2 protein-coding genes are annotated in these 3,908 nt (G+C 49.1%); both read left to right on the forward strand.

Annotation, left to right across the window (positions count from 1 at the left end):
* Positions 1–814 (forward strand): SusD/RagB family nutrient-binding outer membrane lipoprotein (locus ACTIE6_RS19855; protein WP_439558302.1); only part of this gene is annotated, 814 nt, incomplete at its 5' end.
* 105 nt (positions 815–919) lie between these two features.
* A partial coding sequence (locus ACTIE6_RS19860) for a VCBS repeat-containing protein (protein ID WP_439558303.1) occupies positions 920–3,908 on the forward strand: 2,989 nt, incomplete at its 3' end.

The raw sequence follows: 3,908 nt of genomic DNA on the forward strand, positions 1-3,908 counted from the left end.
GGGGAAAACACAGACGGGAGACGATGCCAATGGACTAAGTCGCATTGCTGTGTGGAATGAGTTCCGTATGAGCGCCTCCATGGAGTCGGTGTTGAAGGGTTATGCTGATCCGCGGATCGGTGTATACTTCCAGCCTGCCAGCGGAACAGGTACTTATGAAGGTTTGAGAAACGGGTTGACGCCTACTCAGCTGGCTGCTGCTCCAAACAGCAATAACAACAACTCGAATGTAGGTACAAGATGGGCAACCGGCTCAGGCGCCGATTGGACTACGGTTTTCGATACCCCTCAAAATATCCTGCATTCAGCGGAAGCTTACTTCCTGCGTGCAGAAGGTGCATTGAACGGCTGGGCAATGGGCGGAACTGCCAAGGAGCTTTATGAAAAAGGTATTACTGCCTCCATGAAGCAATGGGGCGTTTCGGACGCAGCTGCTACGGCTTATGTAAACAGCCTGAGCAAACCGGTAGCGCCTGGCGACCAGCAAAATTCACCTGCAATCTCCAATATCCAGGTGAAATGGGACGACGCGGCGAGCATGGATGTAAAGCGTGAGCAGATCGGTACTCAGAAATGGCTTGCGCTGTATCCAGACGGTTTGGAAGCCTGGGCAGAAGTGAGAAGAACACGCGTCCCCAAGTTGTACCCCGTTGTGAACTCGGAAAATGAAGATTTGAGGAATGGCGCGATGATCCGCAGGATTCCATTCCTTGCCACAGAAAGAATAACAAATGCTGCGGCTGTGAAAGAAGCAGAAGGGTTATTGGGTGGTCCTGATAAAGTGAGCACACCATTGTGGTGGGATAAGAACTAGCGTCAATGGTGCTCTGAATGAAGCAAAAGGCGGGCTAGGTGCCTGCCTTTTTGCTATTTAAATAGAACCTCCTCTTTTTTGATTCGCGATACAACCTTTGAGATAATGAAAAAAAGCTACCTGGCTTTCGTTTTGTGCATAGCCCTGGTTTCCTGCCAGTCGGAAGATACCCTGTTTACCCTGCTGAAATCTTCGCAAACGGGCATTGACTTCAACAACTTCATTGATGAAGATGCTTCCAATAATGTGCTTGAATATGGGTATTTCTACAATGGAGGCGGAGTTGCGGCGGCTGATTTTAATAATGACGGGCTTGTGGATCTGTACTTTACTGGAAATATGGTCGCCAATAAATTGTATCTCAATAAAGGCGAGTTTGAATTCGAAGATTTGTCGGAGCGATCGGGTACTGCATTGAATGAAGGCTGGAAAACAGGCGTGTCACTCGTGGATATCAATGATGATGGGTGGATCGATATTTACGTTTGCCGGGCCGGCGCGCAGGATCCCAGGCTCAGGACAAAACTGCTGTATGTCAACAATGGTAAAACGGCCGACGGGGTACCGACCTTCACCGAAAAGGCAGCCGAGTTTGGACTTGATGATCGTTCCTACACTACCCAGGCCGCTTTTTTTGACTATGACAAAGATGGGGATACCGACTGTTTTCTGCTCAATCACTCGGTTCAGCAGTATGCCGGATTCAGTAACCTGATCGCCAATTATCGCCAGCAGCGAAATGATGCTTACGGAAGCAAGCTGCTGAGGAACGATGGCGGCAAGTTCACGAATGTGACCGACTCTTCGGGGATTGTATCCAATGTGCTCAGTTTTGGTTTGGGGATCAATGTCAATGATTTTAATAACGACGGCTGGCAGGATATCTACATTTCAAATGATTATAACGAAAACGACTACCTGTACCTGAACCAGAAAAACGGCCGGTTTAAAGAAGTGATCAGAGAAGCTACGGGACACGTTTCGCTGTATTCAATGGGAACAGATGCAGCTGATATCAACAATGACGGGCTCGTGGATATCCTTACCTTGGATATGCTGCCCGCTTCCAACGAGCGGATCAAGCTTACTTCCGGCGATGATAATTACGACAAATACCAGCAGCTGCTCCGCGCAGGCTTCCACGATCAGACCATGCGGAATATGTTGCAACTGAACAGCGGCGTAAATGCAGACGGGGTGCCGGTGTTCAACGAAATCGGTCAGTTGGCTGGCATTTCCAATACGGATTGGAGCTGGGCGGGTTTAATGGCGGATTTTGATAATGACGGTTGGAAAGACATCTTCGTTTCAAACGGATATGCCCGCGATTACACCAATATGGAATTCCTGAAATACTCGACGGATCTGCAGGGACAGGCGGGAAAGCAGCCAACACAAATGGAGATTATCGCTGAAATGCCGCCCATTGATGAACCCGATGATATTTTCCAGAATCAGAAGAACCTCACTTTTGCTAAAAAAACAAAAGAATGGGGCTTTGAAAAAGGTAACCAGTCAAACGGCGCTGTGTATGCAGACCTGGACAACGACGGAGATCTTGACCTGGTGATCAACAATGTAAATCAGAAAGCATTTGTATACAAAAACAATGCAGAAACAAAGCTGCCTAACAAGTACCTCAAAGTAAAGCTTAATGCGCCGAAGTTCGCTTTCATGGCAGGCACCAAACTGGACCTTTATTCCGATTCGCTGACGCAGACGCACAACTTTCAGCCCGTGCGCGGCTTCCAGTCTGCGCAGTGGGATGCGGTACATTTCGGGCTGGGCAGCGCACAACGTATAGACAGCCTGGTTGTGTCCTGGGCTGACGGAAGCAGGCAAACCCTGAAAAATGTAAAACCAGGGAGCGAGCTGATCGTGAAATACACGGATGCACAGAAGTCTGCCGGTGGCAAAATCGCCGCGCAGCCTATTTTGTGGACACCAGAAAACCTCCTTGATTTTACACATACCGAAGACCAGCGGAATGATTTCAGGGTACAAACGCTGCTGCCAGCAATGCTTTCCGCGCAAGGTCCTCATTTTGCAAAAAAAGACATTAATAGAGATGGAGTCGAGGATATCTATGTGGGCGGAGCGCGTGGGCAGGCGGGCGCTTTGTTCTTGAGCAGCAATGGAAAACTGACAAAATCACCGCAACCCGCATTTGAGGCGGATGCGGCTTTTGAGGATGCTGATATGGAGTTTTTTGATGCCGACGGAGATCATGATTTCGACTTACTGGTAACCAGTCAGGGATACGAGCTCAATGCAGGCGACCCGCTTTTACTGCCGCGGCTTTACATGAATGATAATGGAAAATTTCGGAAGGCTGCATTGCCCGCTGCCGGTTTGAATGCTGCAGTAGTTGTGAGCAGCGATGTGGATAAAGATGGAGATTACGATCTGTTCCTGGGTACCCGCGTCACGCCGGGCCGGTTTCCGGAAAGTACGGGCGGAGTTTTGCTGATCAACGACGGAAAGGGAAGGTTTTCAGATCAAACCAAAGTAAATGCAGCGCAACTGACTGGCGCAGGAATGGTTACTGATGCCATTTTTCAGGATCTGAATGGAGACGGATTTCCGGAGCTGTTGCTTACAACCGACTGGGGACCCGTAAAGGTATTTGGCAATAACAAAGGAAAGCTCACTGATGCGAGCACAGCCTGGTCGACGAATGCACTTACCGGCTGCTGGAATACCATCGAAAGTGCTGATTTGGATGCGGACGGGGATATGGATTTTGTTGTCGGGAATGTGGGGACAAACTGGCAATGGAATGTGGTTTCTCCCGATGGACTTTCTATGTATGCGGCTGATTTTGATAATCTTAACCGCATTGTTCCCGTGATCGCAATTACTGAAAATGGGAAAGAATTCCCGTTTGCCAGTCGCGACGAGCTGCTGGACCAGGTGCCTTCATTGAAAAAGAAGTACAATAATTACGTTACCTATTCCCGCGCAGCCCTGAATGAAATACTGCCGGCGGAAAAACTGAATGCGGCCCGAAAACTTGGTGTAAAGGAATTCAGGAGCGGTATTCTTGAAAATAATGGCGGCAAGTTCACCTTTCGCCCGCTGCCTGTCGAGGCGC

This window comes from Dyadobacter sp., assembly GCF_051859145.1.
Lineage (GTDB): Bacteria > Bacteroidota > Bacteroidia > Cytophagales > Spirosomataceae > Dyadobacter.